Raw genomic sequence first — 17356 nt, forward strand, 5'->3', positions numbered from 1 at the left:
GGCGCTGTGGTGTTGGTCAACTTAGGTTTACTTTAGTAAATTTGTCCATAAATGAACAGTCTTGTTTTGCCGTGACAGGTCACGCTTTTAGAGGGCACTTGCTGCATTACTGGCTACTTATTACGGTATATTGGCGTTAAACATGAGCTTGCATTAACATTGACTCAATGGTTTCTATAACCATAAGTTGCTGATTTTTATAGGTGAAAAATGCTTAAGACCCACAAGGCCCGTGTGAGGTGCTTCAAGGCCCCGCTGAAGCGGAAGGCCGAGCGTACACCTGAGCTTGTCTCCCAGGTACCTGAGTACGCTCTCGACACTCTTGCCGAGCAGTCCATGAAGGAGGTCCGGAACGGCAGCAAAGGGCCTTCTACTTTTGTTGAAATCTAAAGAAAACCAATTCGCTGAACATAATTGATTTGGTCATTTCATGCCTTTAGGGGATTGTAAAAAGGGCGCCTGGTGCGCCCCTGTGGGTTAGCAAATCGCTACTGGTTCTGAAGCCGGCTTATTTTTCGATCTGCAGCTAGGGCACCACGATTGAACAATCACGCTGCCATCTTCCATTGTTCTCATACCAAAGGAGTCGTAAGCATAAAAGACATGCTTACCTTCGTTGCTCGAACACTGGGGGCAGCTTTTAATCTTTCCGAGGGGGTGATCTTCTATGGTAATGGAGTCGCTCAATGGACGCCGACAACTCCCACAAGTACCTGACATATTGTTATCTCCGTGCTAGTAGCTGTGAGAGTCTATGATTCAACAGACAAAGTTTAATTTTTGTGCGGTCAATCACATAATAAGTGACTAAGACCTTTGTCTATATTGAAGCGGTTACCCCGGTCCCAGATAAACCAGGCATACTCACAGCTGTCCGAGTTTCCACCTACGAACCTTGGCCTGGGAACAATAATGGGTGACTTGTCAGGGAACCCTACATTCTTCCAAAACGGCACTCTTCGTTTACTACCTAGAAAGTTCACTCTCTGCAAGTAAGCCATGGTCCCATCATCACTTAGCTCGGAAAGGGATTTTTCAATAAAGGGTTCTGCCAGAGAAAAAGGCGGATTGGTAATGATGATATCCATCTTGTGTTGGAAGGCCGTCTTCAGATAATCACGGCCCATTTCAATCTCTGCCCAGTGCTTCTGTGTTTCAGGCAACGGGATTTGGTTCCAAATTGCGTCGGTTCCTCTGCAGGGCTCAAGGAAATGATCACCCTGTCTCACCTCAAGGCGAGAAAGTAGTGCTGATACTACCGAGTGCGGTGTTGGATAAGACTCTCGGGGCAAAACATTGCCGTTGGTACTGCTCATAAATATCTCCAATTTGATCAGGAATGTTAATACAAATCATGGGGTTATGCACCCTGCATAAGTGGCTTGCGCTCATCTGTCGGTTTAAGCCAGGCAGAACCCCTCCATAAAAAATGCTCACTTTTCCTTTTGTGACCGGTCACAGCGCCAAGCGCTTGGCTTGTTCGGTGTGCCAGCAGCGAGAGTCGCCTTTGAACAGGCCGTTGCAGCCCTGGGGCAGGGCATCGCCGCAGTGGGTGCAGTGGCCCAGTTCGGCCAGTTGCTGCTGGAGGCGTTGCCAGTCCCGGTGGATCAGCAGGCTGATGTATTCGTCGGCGGAGTAGGGGCCGCGCACGCCGCCCCGGACCCGGCACAGTTCGTCCAGGCGCTGGAATTCCGCTTCTCCCAACAGCACTTCCAAGCGGGTGATGCCGGCGGCCTTGGCTGCGGCCCGGCTTTTACGCTTGCGCTCGGCGGCGGATGTTTGGCTCATGCTCAACCCCCCAGCGGAAAACAGGTGACGATCACCGCACCGGCGGCGACGAAGGCGAAGCCGTCGGGGGTGATCAGCAGGCGCTGGCCGGCCCGGGGCCAGCGGCGGGCCTTGCGCAGTTTGCCCTTGGTGGCCGGGCGGGCCCGGCTCAGATCCGCAGTGATGTAGAGCGGATGCCGGCAGCGGCGTTCGCGGTAGCGTTCGGCGGCGTGGTGAGTGATGTGGTAGTCCTTCATGCACTTTCCTCCAGTTCGTCTATCCAGCTGTTGAGATCGTCGTCTTGCCAGCTGGCCTCGTATTCCATTTGCTCCACCAGGGTGGTGATCTGGTCGAGTGCCAGCGCCTGGTACTGTGGGGGAATGGCGGCCAGCCAGTGTTCTATGTCGGCGCCGCGGTGCAGCAAATGCAGAGCATCGCGGCGGTAGCGGGCGGCGCGGTCGCGCTCCCGTTCTTGCCCGAGTTCGGCGAACTCGTTCTCTTCCCAGATGGCGAGGGGGTCTTCTGTCGGGCGTAGGCCAGGGCGGTGGCGGCCGGTGTTAAGGCAGCCGTTGCGAATGCTGATGAATAAACCATCAATTTCGATAACGGCGCCGTTCAGCAGCCGTTCTTTGTCCCGGGCATCGAGGCCGAGCATGGCCATTTCGTGGTCCAGCGGATCTTTTTCTGCCCCTTTTTGATCCTCCGTACAGTTATTGTCAGAACTCCAAGGGGCGCGGCTGCCGCCGCTTGAGGGCAACTCGCTGCGCTCGCCAAGGCCGGTCCGTGACAAGGTCCAGCCCTGGTGCCGGGTTTGGGCTTCGGACACGCCCACCATCACCCCGGTGGGGATGCCGTTAACGCTGGTGGTGATGTCGATGGTGCGCAGGCCCAGCAGCTTGGCCACGTCTTCCCCGTATTTGCTGGCCGCGGGTTTGATGATGTGGGCCAGCTTGATCAGATGATCCCGGCGCGGGCTGTCGATGCCGCCCATGGCTTCCACAAACTGGGCCCACTTGCCGGTGTCGGCGGCGCGGCGGGCGGGTTCAATAATGGGGTTGCGGGTGGCCTCGCGCAGCCGGCGCAGCTCTCGCCACACCTGCACGCTGGGACCGCCAATTTGCTGAAACTGGCGGATGCGCCACAGGCTGGCCCAGGCGGCCACGTTGGGCGCGGTATCGTTGGCATCGGTGCCGGTTTCCTCGTCTACGCCGACATTGAAGCCATCAATATTTTTACTGATGTACTTGGCGATATAGCCGGTGGCGCTGCCCAGCTCGTCCTTGATTTCCTTCCAGTCGAAGCGGGCGCGGTAGCCCTTTCTGCCCAGCTCCTGGCGGTCGTGCTCGATGGCGTAATGGCGCAGCACCGAGCGCAGCAGCCGGCGCTGGCTGGGGTGCACGAAGATCAGCAAATGCCAGTGCGGGGTGCCGTCGTGGTGCGGCTCCACCACCCTAAAGCCAAAGCGGCGGATGCCCAGCCGGTCCAGCTTGGCGCGGGCCTTGTTCCACTGGCGGCACAGGTAGGCCTGGGTTTCGCTGGGGGTAAAGCCCTGGTACTTGTCGTTTTGGATGGTCTTGACCCGTTTTTCGAGCTTTTCGCCGGTTTGCGCTTTTTTGCGGTTATCCATCACCGTCCAGGCGTGGTACTTGCTGGGCGCGGTCCAGGTGTAGAACTCGCCTGCCCAGCCTTGCTCTTCGGCCAGGTCTTCAAAGCCGCGCATCCGCACCATCAATTCCATACGGCGGATCTCGGGATTGGCCACGCTGGCTTTCACCGCGTCCGCCAGGGGGATCTCCAGTCCCAGTTCTTCATTAATGGCATACATGGTGTGCATCCAAGCGGCGCCTGCGCGGCGACGTTCCTTATGCTCCTGTGCCGCCTTGTGGGAAACGTAGGGGCTCACCCCCTTGCGCACCTTGCCCACGATGATGGCCACATGCTCTTTAAGGCGGCGGTATGCTTTGCGGATCTGCCGCTCCCACCAATCTGCATCCTGCAGCCGTGCCAGGGCGCTGGCGGCCATGTCCAGTTGGGTGTCGGTGGCTTCGCCATCAATCACCGGTAACATCGGGCTGAAACCCCAGGCTCTGGCCGGGGCCATGGCTTCATGCAGCAGGGTTTGCGCGGCAACCTTCCGTGTCATGCCATGGGTCAGCTGGTTGATGATGCTGGCCACCCGGTTGGCCCACTCCCGGGCCACCATGGCTTGCTTAAGCTCGGAATTGATGTAACTCAGCGGCAGCGGAAAGCGGCCCTCATGAGCACGAATACTGGCAACGTGCTTACGCAGCCAGATGTTTGCGCTTCTGGGGTTGTACTTCTGATAGCGGTAACAGTAGTGTCCGAACAGTTCTTTGGCGGTGTCGTACTCCACCTGCTCCAGTTGTTTGGCGCAGAACAGCAGGTTTTCCTGATGAACGATACTGCTCAAAAAGAAGGCCGGCACCACGTTGCCAGCAATGTTGCTCGGGATATTCAGAGGGGCCATTAACGCCCCTCTTTTTGTTTAGCTTTGGTGCTTCTTTCGCAGGTGATTATATCGGGCCCTGATTTCGACCCCTGCCGCTGTTTGATTGCAGGTCGGACAGAGCTGAAGCCTGTACTCATTGGGCTTGAGCAGCATATAGCAACGCAAACATACGGGTATGACGCCGGTAACTTCGAGGATGGGGTCATAGCACCCAGCGCAAAGCCATTTTTTTTCTTTTCGAATTGGCTGCTCCGGCAAGTAGACCTTACTTTCGTCGAAGCGTGTGCTTCCCATGAGCTGCATGCTTTCCTCACGGTAATAAAGGTGCTGCTCTTCGCCCAGCATGCGCGGTGTGCACTCTTCGAAACTGCCGCAGCAATCACACCACGTTTCCATAGACTTTTGGTCAGACATTCTTTTTTGGCCTCAGATGTAGAAAACAGCACCATTAGAGTACCACTCTCCCAAGCTGGTGAAGATCGGCGGTTTTGGCCCACCAGTTGCCAATGGCCTTGGCAATGGAGAGAAAGCCCTGGCCCAGGGCCTGCCAGTAGAGGCTGCGGATGGTGCCCAGGTCGAGGATCAGGCGGACGCGGACGCGCCTGAGGGCGCGGTTGCGCCCCCACAGGTCGGTGGGGGCCAGCTCAAAGCACCAGCGCCAGTGGCGCCAAAAGTCGGCCTTGGCCTGGTGCCAGTGGCGGCGCAGGTGGGCGCGGGGGTTAAGGATGTCGCTCATGCAAAGCACCTCCGCACCCGGCCGAAGCTGTGCACGGCCAGCTGAATGGCGGCGGAGTGGCGCGAAGGCTCACGGGCCGGCACGGCGCGCTCGTCCAGGGTGATGGCGGCGGCGTGGCGGGCGCGCAGGATCTGGTAGTTGCTAAAGCCCTGACGGGCGGCCTCGGCGGCGGTCATCAGCTCTTTTTCCTCGCTGAAGATCTCGTCGCCGTAGCGCTTGCCGGCGGTGGCGCGGGCGATGCCGTAGAAACGGCGGAACAGGTCATGCTCAGTCATGGCAGTCCTCCAGCAGCAGGTTGCGGATGCCGGCGGCATCGCGGATGCAGGCGACGGCCATGCGGCGGTGCTTGCCGGCATCGGTCAGGGCCTTGGCCGCCTCCGATCGGTTGCCCAGGCGGCAAAATTCGGCGGCCATCTGCAGGCAGTGGCGGGCATGGCTGAGGTAGAACGCCTGGTGGCGGCCGCTGCGCTCCAGGCTGCGCAGCCAGAATTCCATATCACTGCGTTTCATGCTTGCACCCCCATGGCGGTGATGGGAGCCAGCACCCGGTGCTGCTCCAGTTGATGCATTCGGTTGGTGATTTGCTGGTACATGGCCAGGGCGCCCAGTTCGTCGGCCAGCTCGGCCAGCACTTCCAGGGCGCACTCGGTGGCAAACTCGATGCTGCGGGACTGCCCTACCCGCACCAGCTGGTTGAAGTTGTGGATGCGGTCGTTGGCCGCTTTGCGTATTGCGTTAAGCTGTGTCATAGTTTTCTCGTATTCATTGGCGTGGATACACATCCGAAGGCCGCCTCCAGTTACCGCTGGGCGGCCTTCACCTTTTCTGCCCGCTGCCTGAGCAGCTGCGCCTGCTGGGCCAGCAGTTCCCGGCGCCTGTCTTCTTCCTGCTGTTCTTCGATTGCTTCATCCGCCACGCCGGCAAAGTCGGCGATATGCAGCCACTCGCCCCGGTCGGTGGCGGTAATGGCGGCCATCGCCTGCTTGAGCGCCACCACGGCGCGACGGATGGCTTCGCGCTCGTCGTCGGTCATTTGTGCCAGTGGTTTGTCCCAGTACAGGGCCGGCTTGAGGGCGGCGGCGCGGCAGATGCCTTCGCGCACGGCGCGGGGCTGGCTGCTCCACCAGCTGGCGATGCGGCAGCGGCCCAGCAGGTGGCGCATATGGTTAATGGCCAACTCGCCGGCGGGCTGGGTAATGGCGTGATAGGCGGTCATGCGGCACCTCCGGTGGCGGCGTCGTTGCCCAGCACCTGCTTGATCCAGTCCCACAGGCGGCGACGGCGGTGGATGCGCCGTTTTCTGTTGTGCTGTACGGGCAGGCAAATCCAGCTTCCGTCCTGGCGCTCGATAAAGCCCGGGCGGTGGCGATGGGTGATCACCTCCGGCCGCAACGGGGCGGTGGCCACGGGGGCCGGGGTACGCAGTAAACGGGCGGTGTTGATGTAGTTCATGGCGTGGCTCCTTATCCGGTAAGGCCGGGCACCACCGAGCTGGCCAGGGTATCCATGGCCACCGTGATGCCGGGAATGGCGTGAAAGCGGGCTTCTACGTCGTGCACAAAGAGGGCGAGGGCGCCGATCATGGCGGTTGCCCGGTTTACGGCCTGGTCGCGGGCCTGGCGGTTTACCTGCCCGGTTTGTTGGGCCTCGATGGCGTGGCGGGCCAGTTCGCCGGCGGTGGCGGTGATCTCCAGCGCCTGGTGGGTGAGCGGGGTCTGGCTGGCGGCGTGGTTGGACTTGGGCAGTTGGATGCCGCTCATATCCAGCTCCAGCAGCAGGCCCTGCACCAGGGTGTGGTCGCCGGTGACCCGGGCGGCAGCGATCACGTTTTTAACCGTGGGTTCGCCGGTCTGCTCGACGGAGAGCTTGTTGATCCACAGTTGCGGCTTGATGCCCATGGCGCGGGCCACGTCGGACTGGTTGTGCGCGGCCTTGAAGCGCGCCAGGGCCGACTCCCAGTGGGGGTACTCGGTACCGAATTTATCCAAATGAGGCTTAAACATTCGTTGGCATCCTTGGCGTGGTTGAATACACATGGGGTTGGCGGTCAGGCGACCGCCTTGCGAGGACGCGGGCCCCTGGGCTTGGGCGGCTGGTACAGATCCAGCGCCGACTGGCTCAGGGCGATCAGGTTGATCAGGGTGCGTTCGGTTTTTTTCTGCTTGGGGAGGATAGGGATACGGCCGTCTTCAACCAGCCGTTCTACGGTGCGAACAGAAATGCCCGTACGCTCCGCAAAAATTTGCGTGGTGCATACGGGCGTATCGAAAGTTACGGTTAACTGTGTCATGATTGTCACCTTGTGGCGTCACATGTCGCCCTATGTCGAGAGAACGAGAACTTTTAGGCTTGGCGGTCTCAAATGTTCTTGTTTGGCAATCATAGGTGACAAGTCTCGTCATGGTCAACCTAAAAGTTATCAGTGGTAACTTATGAGATGTTGAGTGTGAGTCATGTCGCGTTTGAAGCGGGATTTAGCTAGCCCAGATTTTGATATCGATGCCTTCTGTAAAAGACTGGCCGAATCGATCGAGCCCAAGTCCTACCGAGAGTTCGGCAGGCTCACAGGCGTTTCTGATACTGCAATCAAGAAGTATGTCTATGGCGAAGCAGTGCCTACGCTTGACCGCATCTATGCAATGGCTGATGCGGCAGAGGTGAGCCGAATCTGGCTTGCTTTTGGTGTCGGCCCCAAAAGTTCTAATCAGGCTGAAGATACTCCGCCTACACATCAGGCTGATCAGGCTGTTGTGTGGATAGACAGCTTTGATGTGTTCGCCTCGGCCGGCAACGGCGCCCACAATGAGTGGGATCATCTGGACGCCCGGGCGCCCTTTGCCAAAGACTGGCTGCGCGCCCACGACCTGGAAGGCAAAAAGCTGGCGGCGCTCAAGGTACACGGCGACTCCATGCACCCCACCCTGGACCATGGCGACACCGTACTGGTGGAGCTACTGGCCGACGACGCGGTAGACCACCTTACCGACGGCATCTATGTGTTGCGCCTGAACGGCAACCTGCTGGTCAAGCGCCTGCAGTCCGACCTGATGGGCGGCCTCTACATCAAGAGCGACAACCCCGCCTACGACAAGATCCACCTGACCCAAAGCAGTAAGCCCGATGACATCAAGGTCATCGCCAGGTGGACCGAGAAGAAAATCTAGAAGAAGACAATTTCTAACAAAAACGAAGCAGCTAGAGGCTGCCATCAGCACGGAGCGCAGAATGAATCAGGATATTGCACATAAGCTGTATGTTCGTTTTGGCCTGACTTCGCGGCCCAGTCCCGAGGCGGTAGCGCGCTGGGCTCAAATCACTGAGCAACTGATCGCCGAGGGGTGTGGTGTGCATGAGGCCGGGGAGCGAGCGGCACGGCAGGTTTTTCCTGACTGCCACAGCATGATGTATTTTTCCCAAGCAGATACAATTGAGGCATTATTAGCAGCGTTGAGAAACCGCCCCCGATAAGGAGACGCTATGCCTACCGGATCTGCCCCCGAACATGTTGGCCTGCTTGAGTCACTGATCAAATGGGCAACCCCCTTCTTTACCTTCGTGCTGGGTTTCCTGGTATCCCGCTTCACCATGAGCAAGAAGGAGCGGAAGGATCACGAAGCCAAGCTGGTGGAAACTGCCAACAAGCTTACCGCCGAACAGGCCCGATCTTTTCAGGAGTTCACCACGGCCTTTCACCGCTACATAAACAAACAAGATGCCGCTGGCCTGGATGATTTTTTTGAAATCGCCACCAAGGGAGAGCTTTATTTTGACCACATGCGCCAAACCTGCGACGCGGTGCTGGCCAACAATGTGGACAAAACCGCTGTTACCAACTCGATTTATCCCAAGGTGAAGGATGCCGTTGAACGGACGCTGCCCGATTTTTACAGCACGCTGCAAGAAGTGGCTCAGAGAGAAGGTATTCAGTACAGCGGTGAGTTAAAGCGGGAAAATTACGAGTCCATTTATCTGGTATATGAGAAGCTCTCCCCCTCGATAACAACTAAACAGTAGAGCTATACCAATAACTAACCAATAGCACGGGAGTAAGTCACCATGAAAAAAACTATTCTGTTAATATCCGCTATGTCGTTCTCTGCCTTTGGTGCCGACTTTGTTCACCCGCTCAAATTTGGCGGCTCCGAGGCTGAAAAGAAACAGGTGGTTGAGTTTATCAAGGTCAACGTAAAAGAAACCTACACTAAAATTGGCATGGGTGACCCTATGACCCTGCGAATGATGGAGCAGGAAGAACTGAACTCGTTCAAGCGACTGACACAAGCCCAGGATGGCCGGTTGTTGGATAATGTGATCCGCACCTACTGCGGAATGGGCATGTGCAACTATGCCACCCTGCTGATGATGTACAACGAACAAGCCAACGCCGACAGCCAAGAGCTGGAGTGGTAATAATTACAACAACCCAAAAGGAGCACGAGAAGTGAGAATAAAAGCCGACGTTTCCGCCATTGATATCATAGGCCATCTGATTATCTGGCTGGTGCTGGGCGTCATCCAGGGCTGACGCACCAGAGTTCATAATTTGAACAGACCCATGGATTCGAGCAAGTAATCGTCATTCAGGCAGCACAGCTTCCGCTTATTCGCCATGCTCAGGGTACGTGACGTATTGCGTTTCAACATGTTCAGGATCCATTGCCTGATGACAGCCAGGTTTTCGCCCGCATGGCCCACCCTGGCTTGTAGCCTATCTTCGTCAAAGGCGATGTCCAGTGTCCAGTGCAGCAGATTTTCCACCGACCAGTGCAAGCGGGTTGCCTTCAGGGCCAGGTTGGCATCCAACGTTCGACTACTTATATAAAAGCGAACAAAATCATGGCCTTTCCCTTTGTTAACCCGTTCGGCTTGCACTGCGATGATGGTCTTGGCTTTCCACGTCTGGCAAATCGGCAGGTGCTCATCGACTGCAAGAGTCCAACACCGCCGATGCTCTTTCCGGCCGTGTTGTGCGTCGAACTGCTCGCTGAAGCCAGGGCCCGGAGTATCGGTCGTTGTACTGTCCCAGTAGGCTTGGAACCTGGCCTGGACCTCGGCACTGAGCGTAGGTTGATTATCTTTCACCGCCAGCAGGTAATCGGCCGATTTCTTGAGGATGGTGTCAACCGTGTTCATTTGAGTGCCAGCCGCATCGATACTGACCAGGCAGCCCTCGAGTTCAAGCAACTTGAGCAGGGCCGGTATGGCCGTTATCTCGTTCGATTTCTGGTCAACTTTTTGCTGCCCGATGCACATGCCCAGTTCGGTTGACCAGGCATTAACCATGTGCACGGGGTTGGCCCCCTTGCCTTTGGCCGTGGCACGTAGCGCCTTGCCATCAATGGCGAGCTGCCCTGATAAGGTGTCGTTGTCCAAGATATCGCTAACCCATTCTTGGAAAATGGATTTCAGGCTATCGGGCGGCAGGATGGCAAAGACGCGGTTGAAGGTATCGTGCGAGGGAACGCCCCCCGGCAGAGACAACCATCGCCGAAACCATTGCTCCCGTTCTTTGGCAAACAGGGTGATCTCACTCCAGGTGTCGAATCCGCACATCATGGCGCAAGTGGCCATGAACACGACTTCTGACAGGACATGGGAGCATTTTGCTTGCAGACGCGGATCAGGGAGTGTTTCGAGATAATCAAGCAAGGGTTTCTGGGCCATCACAGAACAAGGGTTGGTCAAGATCTCCACTATGTACTCTCTTGCAGCGTAAGACACAATCAAAATGAGCAACCTTGCCGCTGGACCGATCGATGCTTGATCAGGTTGGGCGAAAAATGATCATGCGTCGGCCCTGGGGCGTCATCACCCTGGGGATTGCGTTTTTCTTCTTCCCCTATTCATTTTCAAAGTTCATCCTCAATCGCTCGGCGATAGTGGATGATGCCGGAGCCGAGCGAAAGCTGAAGTGTGATGTGGATATCTTCGGCAGTGTGGGGCATGTGATTCTCTGGATCATCATCTCCATTCTGACCCTGGGCATCGGTTACTTTTTCTACTTCTACAAGGTCTGGAACTACGCGCTGAACAACACCAAAACGGTGGCGGCGTAAGAGCATGAAGGCGGCCAGAGCCGCCTTTTATACCTAATCATTGCTTCCTGACAGCATTCTAAACTTCTATGTTATCGGCAATAGCCTCTGCACTATAGAAATGCACATGAGAACACTTTTTACAAACTGCTATGGCAACCCCAAAATCACCATCATGCTGCCCATCAGTTAGCACGGTACTCAAGCTAAAGAAAAAAAGCTGTCTTTGATTTCCAAGAAAATTCAGTGTGTCATGGCCGCACATAGTACATTTTGGCTCTGGGATACCCTCTCTCTTAAATTGATTCATTAGATCATAGGGAGTGAATCCCTTTAGCAGTTGCAGTAACGTGTTTTCTCTCATATTTAGCGCCTTAATTAAGTTGATGTGAGGTGCTCTCTACCCTTTTCTTTTTAGCCAGTTTGCAAACTGTGTAATCAGCTCGCTAAAGGGACCTGCCATTCCCACATACTCTGATGCCGGTTCATTTGGCTTGTTGGCTGCAATTGACAGCTTTACCACAGCAAGGATCAGCGTCAGGCCCACACCCATCACAAAGGCAATGAGTGTGATAATGGAACCTGAGGATATGAGTGTTTTGTCCCAGTTCTCTTTTTCTGTGGCGCTTGCTTTCGCGGTCTCGCTGCTTGCAGTGCTATTCTTGACCTGATCTGAGGGTTCAGTTTTTTGTTCTTCTGCTGGTTTAGCTATAACTACAGCTGGCTTTTCCTGGGGAGTATGATTGATCACGCTATTGATGGTGATATGCGTATACCACAAGCCAGCCAACAAAAATAAAATTGCCAGAAAAATGGCTACTCCCATTGAAATAATGCGCAGCCATGCCATGGACTTTGCATCAAAGCTTTTCCAGCTAAGCACTTCCTGAGCGTCATTCAGCTTTTCACTGGGCAGATCATCATCTGCCAAATCATCAAATTTGACTGGTTCATTTCCGTTCGACATAAAAAACCCTCTGTTGCCAGAGGGTTAATGTATGGGCCTGCGCACGTAGTTGCAAGCTTACAGCATGCCAAGGTTCTTAAGGCGGTAGTACATGGCAGCCTCTGACACGCGCAGAATTTCGGCCAGGCGCGATATGTTGGTGATGCCTTCACGATACACCAGGGTCTCGACGGCCAGCTTGGGCATGAGCAGGGCGGCCGCAAAGCGGTTGGCCTGCACTTCCTGCCAGTCATGGTTGCCGCTGGAGAACGAGCCCGCATTGTCCCGGCGCGCAGGGGAAAAGGGGGTGACGTGGCCCAGAACGTGATGGCCAATTTCGTGCGCCATGGTAAAGCGCTGGCGATTGGTGCTTTCGTTACGGTTGAACTTGATGACTTGTTGGCCATCACGGATCTCGGCTTCTCCGCTCAGTTCAGGACCATCCAGCACATCAATCTGCATGCCCAGCGCGCGGGCGATGTCGGCCGGACGAACCGGCAGTAACTTGTCCCAGTGGGCGTCAAGTATACGCTTGGCAAGAGCTTCTTCCATCACACCCTCCTTTTCTGAACCCGGCAGGTAAAAGCTGCCTCAGTATGGTTACAACAGGGTGACGCCTCCGCTGCGTCATCCTCAACATAGCACCCCTGATCTGATTTGCATATCTGCAAATGGGGCGGCTTATTCTACACAAAGTGTGTTAATTGTCACCTTATGACACGCTATGTGTGTTTACCGGCACACACTTTAAATGTAGCTCATGGCGTGCCATGTCTGTATAAGTATACAGTATTTGACGTGGTGGCGTACGATGGCGGTTCGAAAGCTGAGTTCAGGAAAATGGCTGGTGGAGGTGTACCCGGAGGGGCGGCCTACCAAGGCCCGGCCCAAGGTGCCCCGGGTGCGCAAGCAGTTCGCCACCAAGGGCGAGGCGCTTAACTTCGAGCGTTGGGTGCTCAGTGAATCGGAGAGCAAACCCTGGGAAGGCAGCAAGCTGGATCGGCGCCGGCTTTCTGAGCTGGTGGCGTTGTGGCAGCAACTTCATGGCCGCAACCTGGCCAAAAGCGAGGCCCGCTTTGCCAAGCTGCAGATTATTGTGGCCGGCATGGGCGATCCGGTGGCAGCCGACATCACCGCCAAGGATTGGGCCCACTACCGCCAGCGCCGGCTGGCCGGCCTGATACAGAACGGCTACCACAAGAACAAGTTGGCCATAAAGCCCAGCACCATCAATCAGGAGCAGGCTTTCCTTAAGGCTGTGTTCAACGAACTTGCCAGACTGGGGGAGTGGAGCGGCGAAAACCCGCTTGACGGGGTGCGTGCTCTGCCGTTGCATGAATCGGAGGTCCGGTTTCTGGTCAGCGATGAGATCGATCGCTTACTGCAGGCCTGTGCCGAGTACGGCAACACCGAACTGGGCCTGGTGGTCGAGTTGTGCCTGGCTACCGGGGCTCGCTGGCGGGAGGCCGAAGGGCTGACCGGCTCCCAGGTGATCCCGAACAAGGTGACCTACCAGCGCACCAAAGGCAGAAAGAACCGTACCATTCCAATCGAACCCTCCCTTTACGCGCGGCTGCCAAAACGCGCTGGGCGTCTGTTCACCCCGTGTTACCATGAGTTCGGCAAGCTTCTGGAGCTGGCTTGCATCGAGCTACCCGAGGGGCAGGGCACCCACGTACTGCGGCACACCTTCGCCAGTCACTTCATGATGAATGGCGGCAACATTCTGGTGCTGCAACGAATCCTCGGACACGCTAACATCAAGGACACGATGAAGTATGCCCACTTCTCCCCGGATCACTTTGAAACCGCTGTCGAACTCAATCCATTGAAGCGGCGATAGTGGCGACAAAATGGCGACAGATTTAGCGGAAGGTGGCAATCTATGGCGCGACATGTCGCACAAACCCGCGTAGGGACTGGAGGCAGCAGTACTTGTCACACCTGAATTACAACCACCTGTATTATTTCTGGATGACCCAGAAGAAGGGCTCGGTGACCAAGGCCGCCGAGGCGTTGTTCCTGACGCCGCAAACGGTCACCGGTCAGATCCGCCAGCTGGAACAGCGCCTGGGGGGCAAGCTGTTCAAGCGCAAGGGGCGTCAACTGGAGGCGAGCGAGCTGGGGCAACTGGTGTTCCAGTATGCCGACCGGATGTTCAGCCTGTCCTATGAGATGCTGGATATCGTCAACTACCGCAAGGAAGATCACCTGGTGTTCGAGGTGGGCATCGCCGATGCCCTGTCCAAACGCCTGGCCAGCCGGGTGCTGCTGTCGGTGATCCCCAACGACGGCTCCATCCACCTGCGCTGCTACGAGTCCACCCACGAGATGCTGCTGGAGCAACTGAGCCAGCACAAACTGGACATGATACTGTCCGACTGCCCGGTGGATTCGGCCCAGCACGCCGGTCTGCTGTCCAAGAAGCTGGGGGAGTGTGACATCGGCTTTTACTGCCGCGAGCCCCTGCCTACCCGGCCCTTTCCCGCCTGCCTGGAAGAGCGGCGGTTGCTGATCCCGGGCAGGCGCACGGCCATGGGGCGGCAGCTACGCCACTGGCTGGAGGTGCAGGGGCTCAAGCCCCAGATCCTGGGCGAGTTCGACGATGCCGCCCTGATGAAGGCCTTCGGCTTTTTCAACCAGGGCATCTTCGTGGCGCCGGCCATCTACCGGGACGCCATACTGCAATACCAGCCGGTGGTGGAGATTGGCCGGGTGGAAGAGCTGAAGGAAGAGTATTATGTCATTTTCGCCGAGCGCATGATCCAGCATCCGGCGGTGAAGCGGCTGTGCGAAAGCGATTTTACCTCGCTGTTTTCCGGGCTGGACGATTTTTCCGCGGTGACGCCACCCGCCACCTTTGACAGTGAACTGAGTTGAGAACCGGAATGTGAACACCATGACGGCATTGAATATCGAAGAGATGGAAGCCAACGCCGGCCAGGCGGTGAAGCTGCTCAAGGCCCTGGCCAACGAGCGGCGGCTGTTTATTTTGTGCCACCTGCTCGACCAGGAACTGTCGGTCGGCGAGATGAACCAGCATCTGGGCCTGAGCCAGTCCGCCCTGTCCCAGCACCTGGCGATACTGCGCAACGACGATCTGGTGCAGACCCGCAAGGAGGCCCAGACGGTGTTTTATTCCCTAAAGAGCGAAGAGGTGCGGGAAGTGATCGCCCTGCTGCACCGGCTTTACTGTCGTGAAGAGTGAGGGGGGAGGAGTTAGGGAAAGTGGAGTGAGCCCGGACTGTGCCTGAAAATTAGGACAAAGCAGATGACGGGGGCTATGCTCACGTCTCACGCCCCGCCGTTGAGCAGGCAATAAAAAACCGGCGCCAGGCCGGTTTTTTTAACGCCAGGATAAAGCCGTATTACAGGGCCTTGATCTGGGCGTTCAGGCGGCTCTTGTGGCGAGCAGCCTTGTTCTTGTGGATCAGGCCTTTGGTGGCCATGCGGTCCAGCAGCGGCTGAGCAGCGTTGAAGGCTTGCTGAGCGTTGGCCTTGTCACCGGTAGCGATGGCGGCAACTACTTTCTTGACGTAGGTGCGCACCATGGAGCGGCGGCTGGCGTTGTGCTTACGGCGTTTCTCTGCTTGAATCGCGCGTTTCTTAGCAGATTTAATATTAGCCAAGGTAAAACTCCTAAAACTGTCTTAGCGAGTGTTCTTAAAAGGCCGAGGAATATGCCTTTTTCACCGCTGATTGTCAATTGATTTGTGCAAATAAACACCGCCCTGTGGCAAGGCACAGGGCAGGGGGTTAAACTGTCGCCCGGATTCTAGCAGCATTCCCCTGCATTCAGCAATTTTCTTACCGTGAGGTTTTCATTTTGAGCAAGGCGCTTTTGCGATCGGGCATCGTCGTGTCCGCCATGACCCTGGTTTCCCGGGTGCTTGGCCTGGTCCGCGACGTGGTGATCGCCAACCTGATGGGGGCCGGAGCGGCGGCCGATGTGTTCTTCTTCGCCAACCGCATTCCCAATTTTCTGCGCCGCCTGTTCGCCGAGGGCGCCTTCAACCAGGCCTTCGTGCCGGTGATGACCGAATACAAGCAGACCCGCAGCTTCAAGGACACCCAGGATCTGCTGGCGGCGGTGTCCGGCACACTGGGGTTGATCGTGACCGGGGTGACCCTGGCGGGCATGATCGGCTCCGGGGTGGTTACCGCCCTGTTCGGCGCCGGCTGGTTTATGGAGTGGCTCAAGGGCGGGCCCGAGGCACACAAGTTCGAGCTGGCCTCGCTGCTGCTGAAAATCACCTTCCCCTACCTGTGGTTTATCAGTTTCACCGCCATGGCCGGGGCCATCCTCAACACCTTCGGCAAGTTCGCGGTGTCCTCCTTCACCCCGGTGTTCCTCAACGTGGCGCTGATCGCGGCGGCGCTCTGGCTGTCGCCGAGGCTGGCGCAGCCCGAGCTGGGCCTGGCCATCGGCGTCTTTGCCGGTGGTCTTATCCAGTTCCTGTTCCAGTTTCCCTTCCTGGCCCGATTGCACCTGCTGGTCCGGCCGCGCTGGGCCTGGCATCACCCCGGCGTAGTCAAGATCCGTACCCTGATGATCCCGGCCCTGTTCGGGGTCTCGGTGAGCCAGGTCAACCTGTTGTTCGACACCATGCTGGCCTCCTTCCTGGCCACCGGCTCCATCAGCTACCTGTATTATTCGGACCGGCTGCTGGAGTTCCCCCTCGGGCTGTTCGGCATCGCCATCGCCACCGTGATCCTGCCGGCCCTGTCCAGCCGGCATGTGGACGACGCCAGGGACGGCTTTGCCGCCACCATGGACTGGGGAGTGCGCATGGTGCTGCTGATGGGCTTCCCCGCCATGCTGGGGCTGATTGTGCTGAGCGAACCCATGCTGCGGGTGCTGTTTATGCGCGGTGAGTTTGGCATGGCGGAAGTGGCGGCGGCGGGCAAGAGCCTGGTGGCCTATGGCCTGGGGCTGCAGGCCTTTATGCTGATCAAGGTGCTGGCGCCGGGCTACTACGCCCGCCAGGACACCCGTACCCCGGTGCGTTTCGGCATCATCGCCATGGTGGCCAACATGGTGTTCAACGCCATCCTGATCTTCCCCCTCGGCTATGTGGGCCTGGCCCTGGCCACGGCCCTGTCGGGCATGCTCAACGCCGGCCTGCTGGCCTGGGGCCTGCGCCGGCTTGATGTCTATCGTCCCGGACGCCAGACCGGTCTGTTCGCCCTCAAGGTGGCCCTGGCGGGCTCGGGTATGGCGGCGCTGCTCTGGTATCTGTCGCCGCCGCTGGCGGTCTGGGTCGAGTGGAGCCTGGCCCGCAGCAGCCTGCACCTGCTCGGCTACATCGCCGCGGGTGCTCTTTGTTATGGCGCGCTGCTGCTCTTGGCCGGCGTGCGGATTAAGCACTTCAAAACCGGGTAGCAAGGGCTGATCCTGAAGG

The 17356-nt window shown here is 57.4% G+C and carries 25 protein-coding genes and 1 pseudogene; 10 read left to right on the forward strand and 16 right to left on the reverse strand.

The window, feature by feature from the left end; translation table 11 throughout:
• Nucleotides 1-788: 788 nt before the first annotated feature.
• From AN401_RS02665 to AN401_RS02725, 12 genes are all read right to left on the reverse strand, one after another.
• Nucleotides 789-1316: a DNA methyltransferase gene (locus tag AN401_RS02665; RefSeq protein ID WP_096778463.1), complete on the reverse strand. Its 528-nt coding sequence runs from the start codon at nucleotides 1314-1316 to the stop codon at nucleotides 789-791.
• 139 nt (nucleotides 1317-1455) lie between these two features.
• On the reverse strand, nucleotides 1456-1788 hold the full coding sequence (locus tag AN401_RS02670; RefSeq protein ID WP_096778464.1) for a hypothetical protein: 333 nt from the start codon (nucleotides 1786-1788) through the stop codon (nucleotides 1456-1458).
• A gap of 2 nt (nucleotides 1789-1790) precedes the next feature.
• The gene (locus AN401_RS02675) at nucleotides 1791-2024 is read right to left on the reverse strand and encodes a hypothetical protein (protein WP_096778465.1); all 234 of its coding nucleotides are present in this window, start codon (nucleotides 2022-2024) and stop codon (nucleotides 1791-1793) included.
• A complete protein-coding gene (locus AN401_RS02680; protein ID WP_096778466.1) occupies nucleotides 2021-4255 on the reverse strand; it encodes a replication endonuclease in 2235 nt (744 codons plus the stop codon). The genes AN401_RS02675 and AN401_RS02680 overlap by 4 nt, the downstream gene beginning before the upstream one ends.
• A 430-nt stretch (nucleotides 4256-4685) precedes the next feature.
• Nucleotides 4686-4973: a hypothetical protein gene (locus AN401_RS02690; protein WP_096778468.1), complete on the reverse strand. Its 288-nt coding sequence runs from the start codon at nucleotides 4971-4973 to the stop codon at nucleotides 4686-4688.
• Complete coding sequence (locus tag AN401_RS02695; protein WP_096778469.1) at nucleotides 4970-5248, reverse strand: hypothetical protein; 279 nt, start codon at nucleotides 5246-5248, stop codon at nucleotides 4970-4972. The genes AN401_RS02690 and AN401_RS02695 overlap by 4 nt, the downstream gene beginning before the upstream one ends.
• Nucleotides 5241-5483, reverse strand: coding sequence for a hypothetical protein (locus AN401_RS02700; protein WP_157772130.1), 243 nt, complete (start codon nucleotides 5481-5483; stop codon nucleotides 5241-5243). Before AN401_RS02700 ends, AN401_RS02695 begins: the two co-directional genes overlap by 8 nt.
• A complete protein-coding gene (locus AN401_RS02705) occupies nucleotides 5480-5722 on the reverse strand; it encodes a hypothetical protein (RefSeq protein WP_096778471.1) in 243 nt (80 codons plus the stop codon). The genes AN401_RS02700 and AN401_RS02705 overlap by 4 nt, the downstream gene beginning before the upstream one ends.
• Nucleotides 5723-5772: 50 nt before the next feature.
• The gene (locus tag AN401_RS02710; protein ID WP_096778472.1) at nucleotides 5773-6189 is read right to left on the reverse strand and encodes a hypothetical protein; all 417 of its coding nucleotides are present in this window, start codon (nucleotides 6187-6189) and stop codon (nucleotides 5773-5775) included.
• Nucleotides 6186-6425, reverse strand: coding sequence for a hypothetical protein (locus tag AN401_RS02715; protein WP_096778473.1), 240 nt, complete (start codon nucleotides 6423-6425; stop codon nucleotides 6186-6188). Before AN401_RS02715 ends, AN401_RS02710 begins: the two co-directional genes overlap by 4 nt.
• Nucleotides 6426-6436: 11 nt before the next feature.
• The gene (locus AN401_RS02720; protein ID WP_096778474.1) at nucleotides 6437-6976 is read right to left on the reverse strand and encodes a phage regulatory CII family protein; all 540 of its coding nucleotides are present in this window, start codon (nucleotides 6974-6976) and stop codon (nucleotides 6437-6439) included.
• A 44-nt stretch (nucleotides 6977-7020) separates the two neighbouring features.
• The gene (locus AN401_RS02725) at nucleotides 7021-7263 is read right to left on the reverse strand and encodes a MerR family transcriptional regulator (protein WP_096778475.1); all 243 of its coding nucleotides are present in this window, start codon (nucleotides 7261-7263) and stop codon (nucleotides 7021-7023) included.
• 163 nt (nucleotides 7264-7426) lie between these two features.
• On the opposite strand from AN401_RS02725, the pseudogene AN401_RS20240 reads away from it, so the two are divergent.
• The 5 genes and pseudogenes from AN401_RS20240 to AN401_RS02740 form a co-directional block, all read left to right on the forward strand.
• Nucleotides 7427-7636, forward strand: a pseudogene (locus AN401_RS20240) (helix-turn-helix domain-containing protein); the annotation flags it as partial.
• 87 nt (nucleotides 7637-7723) lie between these two features.
• Nucleotides 7724-8137, forward strand: a complete 414-nt coding sequence (locus tag AN401_RS20075) for a S24 family peptidase (RefSeq protein WP_157772135.1) — start codon at nucleotides 7724-7726, stop codon at nucleotides 8135-8137.
• A 61-nt stretch (nucleotides 8138-8198) separates the two neighbouring features.
• Complete coding sequence (locus tag AN401_RS19630; protein ID WP_157772137.1) at nucleotides 8199-8441, forward strand: hypothetical protein; 243 nt, start codon at nucleotides 8199-8201, stop codon at nucleotides 8439-8441.
• Nucleotides 8442-8450: 9 nt separating this feature from the next.
• Nucleotides 8451-8987, forward strand: a complete 537-nt coding sequence (locus tag AN401_RS02735; protein ID WP_096778477.1) for a hypothetical protein — start codon at nucleotides 8451-8453, stop codon at nucleotides 8985-8987.
• A gap of 42 nt (nucleotides 8988-9029) precedes the next feature.
• Nucleotides 9030-9383 (forward strand): hypothetical protein, encoded by a 354-nt coding sequence (locus tag AN401_RS02740; RefSeq protein ID WP_096778478.1) that lies wholly within the window; start codon nucleotides 9030-9032, stop codon nucleotides 9381-9383.
• A gap of 126 nt (nucleotides 9384-9509) precedes the next feature.
• On the opposite strand, the gene AN401_RS02745 is transcribed toward AN401_RS02740, so the two are convergent.
• Nucleotides 9510-10637: an ISAs1 family transposase gene (locus tag AN401_RS02745; protein WP_096780283.1), complete on the reverse strand. Its 1128-nt coding sequence runs from the start codon at nucleotides 10635-10637 to the stop codon at nucleotides 9510-9512.
• Nucleotides 10638-10729: 92 nt separating this feature from the next.
• Between AN401_RS02745 and AN401_RS02750 the strand changes: the two genes are divergently transcribed.
• The gene (locus AN401_RS02750) at nucleotides 10730-11029 is read left to right on the forward strand and encodes a DUF6693 family protein (protein WP_096778479.1); all 300 of its coding nucleotides are present in this window, start codon (nucleotides 10730-10732) and stop codon (nucleotides 11027-11029) included.
• A gap of 379 nt (nucleotides 11030-11408) precedes the next feature.
• On the opposite strand, the gene AN401_RS19635 is transcribed toward AN401_RS02750, so the two are convergent.
• On the reverse strand, nucleotides 11409-11975 hold the full coding sequence (locus AN401_RS19635; protein WP_157772139.1) for a hypothetical protein: 567 nt from the start codon (nucleotides 11973-11975) through the stop codon (nucleotides 11409-11411).
• A 57-nt stretch (nucleotides 11976-12032) separates the two neighbouring features.
• On the reverse strand, nucleotides 12033-12506 hold the full coding sequence (locus AN401_RS02755; RefSeq protein ID WP_096778480.1) for an ImmA/IrrE family metallo-endopeptidase: 474 nt from the start codon (nucleotides 12504-12506) through the stop codon (nucleotides 12033-12035).
• 259 nt (nucleotides 12507-12765) lie between these two features.
• Here AN401_RS02755 and AN401_RS02760 point away from each other — a divergent pair, with 259 nt between their 5' ends.
• The 3 genes from AN401_RS02760 (at nucleotide 12766) to AN401_RS02770 (ending at nucleotide 15162) form a co-directional block, all read left to right on the forward strand.
• Nucleotides 12766-13797, forward strand: a complete 1032-nt coding sequence (locus AN401_RS02760; protein ID WP_096778481.1) for a phage integrase — start codon at nucleotides 12766-12768, stop codon at nucleotides 13795-13797.
• A 92-nt stretch (nucleotides 13798-13889) separates the two neighbouring features.
• The gene (nhaR, locus tag AN401_RS02765) at nucleotides 13890-14834 is read left to right on the forward strand and encodes a transcriptional activator NhaR (RefSeq protein ID WP_094039152.1); all 945 of its coding nucleotides are present in this window, start codon (nucleotides 13890-13892) and stop codon (nucleotides 14832-14834) included.
• A gap of 28 nt (nucleotides 14835-14862) precedes the next feature.
• Nucleotides 14863-15162: an ArsR/SmtB family transcription factor gene (locus AN401_RS02770; protein WP_094039151.1), complete on the forward strand. Its 300-nt coding sequence runs from the start codon at nucleotides 14863-14865 to the stop codon at nucleotides 15160-15162.
• Between the two features lie 160 nt (nucleotides 15163-15322).
• On the opposite strand, the gene rpsT is transcribed toward AN401_RS02770, so the two are convergent.
• Nucleotides 15323-15583, reverse strand: coding sequence for a 30S ribosomal protein S20 (rpsT, locus tag AN401_RS02775; protein ID WP_094039150.1), 261 nt, complete (start codon nucleotides 15581-15583; stop codon nucleotides 15323-15325).
• A gap of 197 nt (nucleotides 15584-15780) precedes the next feature.
• On the opposite strand from rpsT, the gene murJ reads away from it, so the two are divergent.
• On the forward strand, nucleotides 15781-17337 hold the full coding sequence (gene murJ / locus AN401_RS02780) for a murein biosynthesis integral membrane protein MurJ (RefSeq protein WP_094039149.1): 1557 nt from the start codon (nucleotides 15781-15783) through the stop codon (nucleotides 17335-17337).
• Nucleotides 17338-17356 lie beyond the last annotated feature (19 nt).

Origin of the sequence: Zobellella denitrificans, assembly GCF_002407485.1 — a bacterium.
Lineage (GTDB): Bacteria > Pseudomonadota > Gammaproteobacteria > Enterobacterales > Aeromonadaceae > Oceanimonas > Oceanimonas denitrificans.